3 protein-coding genes and 1 pseudogene are annotated in these 2,910 nt (G+C 64.4%); 2 read left to right on the top strand and 2 right to left on the bottom strand.

What is annotated here, in order from left to right:
• A pseudogene (locus AC1DYI_RS31410) lies at positions 1–183 on the bottom strand (MotA/TolQ/ExbB proton channel family protein); the annotation flags it as partial.
• Between the two features lie 3 nt (positions 184–186).
• Complete coding sequence (locus tag AC1DYI_RS31405) at positions 187–1,158, bottom strand: sulfate ABC transporter substrate-binding protein (protein WP_477208035.1); 972 nt, start codon at positions 1,156–1,158, stop codon at positions 187–189.
• 385 nt (positions 1,159–1,543) lie between these two features.
• Between AC1DYI_RS31405 and AC1DYI_RS31400 the strand changes: the two genes are divergently transcribed.
• Together AC1DYI_RS31400 and AC1DYI_RS31395 are read left to right on the top strand one after the other, a co-directional pair.
• Positions 1,544–2,353 (top strand): cytochrome b/b6 domain-containing protein, encoded by an 810-nt coding sequence (locus tag AC1DYI_RS31400; RefSeq protein ID WP_477208034.1) that lies wholly within the window; start codon positions 1,544–1,546, stop codon positions 2,351–2,353.
• A gap of 5 nt (positions 2,354–2,358) precedes the next feature.
• Positions 2,359–2,886: a DsbE family thiol:disulfide interchange protein gene (locus AC1DYI_RS31395; protein WP_477208033.1), complete on the top strand. Its 528-nt coding sequence runs from the start codon at positions 2,359–2,361 to the stop codon at positions 2,884–2,886.
• Positions 2,887–2,910 lie beyond the last annotated feature (24 nt).

Here is a 2,910-nt window from a genome sequence, read left to right as displayed (position 1 = left end):
CATCACCGCCAGAATCAGCAGCACGGCCTTGGACACCAGGTCGCTCTGGGTCCACAGAGCCTCGATGCCGTAGGGGTTGTCGACGATGGTGGCGGCTGTCTGCTGCGCCTGCACCGAAGCGGTCAGGCTCAACAGGGTGGCAACGGCGGCAAGGCGCCGGGTCGCAAAGAGGATGGAGCGCATGGCTTACTTCTTCGTGTAGATCTGGTCGAACAGGCCACCGTCGGCGAAGTGGGTCTTCTGCGCCTTGGTCCAGCCGCCGTACACGTCGTTGATGCTGAACAGGGCCAGCTTCGGAAACTGCTTCGCATACTTGGCAGCGGCCTTGGCATCGGTGGGCCGGTAGAAGTTCTTGCCCGCAATGTCCTGCCCTTCAGGCGAGTACAGGTACTCGAGGTAGGCCTGCGCCACGTCGCGCGTGCCGCGCTTGTCGACGACCTTGTCCACCACCGCCACCGGCKGCTCGGCGAGGATGCTGTTGGGCGGGTAGACCACATCGAACTTCTCGGCGCCGAACTCCTTCAGCACCAGGCCGGCCTCGTTCTCCCACGACAGCAGCACATCGCCCAGGCCTCGCTCGGCGAAGCTGACGGTGGCCCCACGCGCGCCGGAGTCCAGCACGGGCACGTTGGCGTAGACCTTCTGGATGTAGTCCTTCGCGGTGGCCTCGTTGCCACCGGGCGCGGTCAGCGCAGCACCGAACGCGGCGAGGTAAGCCCAGCGGGCGCCGCCGGAAGTCTTCGGGTTCGCGGTGATCACCGCCACGCCGGGCTTGGCGATGTCGTTCCAGGTCTTGATGGCCTTGGGGTTGCCCTTGCGCACGATGAACACGATCGTCGACGTGTAGGGCGTGCTGTTGTGGCCGAGGCGCTTTTGCCAATCGGCCGACAGCAGCTTGCCCTCGCTGGCCACGGCATCGATGTCGTATGCCAACGCCAGCGTCACCACATCAGCTTCGAGGCCATCGATCACCGAACGGGCTTGCTTGCCCGAACCACCGTGGGACGTCTTGACCGTCAGGTCATCGCCAGTCTTGGCCTTCCAGTACTTGGCGAAGGCTGCGTTGTATTCCTGGTAGAGCTCGCGTGTGGGGTCGTAAGACACGTTGAGCAAGCTCACCTCCTTGGCCATAGCCAACGCGCTGCCCGTCACGAGCATGGCGAGCACGCCGAYTTTGCGGAGGAAGACAGAGAGATTCATCAAGGCATCCTGAAAAGAAGAGATCACGTGGGTTCGTTTGGCGTTGTCAGTCTGCAGAGGTCGTCGCGACCCGAGAAGAAAGACTTCCGAAGAACCATATGGCCGCGACGTGCGACGCATTCGGCCCGACAAGCGTTGCAACAGTCGTGCCGCCTCACGCTCCACTGGAGCAGTGCTCAAGTCGCTGTTGGCGACGCAGCAATGCAAGCTGTGCCTTGTTGGCGATYCAACAGCGCTGCTTGAAACGACGCGCCGGCAGACCCGATTCAATGGGCATTCCCGGTCATGTGCAGTGGCGCGGTTGTTGCTGATGGACAGGTTCTTTCTCCCGACCATGACAGCGATGAACTCATCCACCGACCTCGCCGCCACCGCCTTCATCGACAGCACCGTGCGCAGTGGCGAGCCCACCGTTGATGGCGCCGCCCTCACAGGCGCGGTTCGCCGCCGGATTCAGCTCTGGGATCTGCCGCTGCGACTCTTCCACTGGTTGCTCGTGCTGGGCGTCTCGACCGCCGTCGTCACCGGCGAATTGGGTGGCGCGTGGATGACCCTGCACGGGATCGCCGGGCTGACGGTGTTGGGGCTGTTGGTCTTCCGCCTGGTCTGGGGCGCCATCGGATCGACCTCCGCACGTTTCACCCACTTCGCGCCGACACCGGCCAAGTTGGTGGCGTACCTGCGCGGCCGCTGGAAAGGCCTGGGCCACAACCCGCTAGGTGCGCTGTCGGTGTTCGCGCTGCTCGGCTTGCTCTTGATGCAAGCCGGCAGCGGCCTGTTCAGCAACGACGACATTTCGTTTGCCGGCCCTCTGGCGACCTTCATCGAAGACCCCCTGGTCAGCAAGCTCACCGGCTGGCACAAGCTGCTCGCCAATGGCCTGCTGGCGATGGCGGGTCTTCATTTGGCGGCGATCGTTTTCCATCTGCGAGTCAAGAAGGACAACCTGGTCGGCCCGATGGTGACGGGCTGGAAGGTCGTGGAGGCACCGCCGTCGGTGGAACACCCGGCGCGCCGGGGTGGTGGTCTCGTGGCTTTCGTGGCGGCGCTGGCCCTGGCGCTGAGCGTCGTCTGGGCATTGACGCTGGCGCCTTGGTTGCAACCACCTTCAACGGCTTCGGCCCCACCCACCAAAGCCACACCCAGCTGGTGAAGCCCATGAAGCGTTTCCTGTGGCCGCTGGGCCTGTTTCTCTCATTGATGCTGTTGCTCGGCGCAGGCCTGCAGCAAGACCCGCGGGACCTGCCTTCGCCACTGATCGGCAAGGCAGCACCGGCCTTCACGCTGGACCAGTTGGCGCAACCCGATCTGCGCTTCGGCCCGCACGACATGAAGGGCCAGGTCTGGCTGCTGAATGTCTGGGCCTCGTGGTGCGCATCGTGCCGCCAAGAGCACGCGCTGCTGGTGGACTTCGCGCGGCTCGGCCTGGCGCCTGTCGTCGGGTTGGACTACATGGACACCGCCGCCGAGGCCACGAAGTGGCTGGAGCAGCACGGCAACCCCTACCAGCTGTCGGTGCAAGACATCAGGGGCAAGGTCGGCATCGACTACGGTGTCTACGGCGTACCCGAAACCTTCGTGATCGACCAGCGCGGCCAGATCCGCTTGAAGCTGTCGGGGCCTGTCACTGCCGAGCTGCTGAACCAGAAGATCGTGCCGCTGATCAAGGAGCTCCAGCGTGGTTGAGCGTGCGAGGCGCGCGCTGCTGGT

It is taken from the genome of Ideonella sp. P3_A4, assembly GCF_056403075.1.
This window is presented reverse-complemented; position numbering and strand designations above follow the sequence as displayed.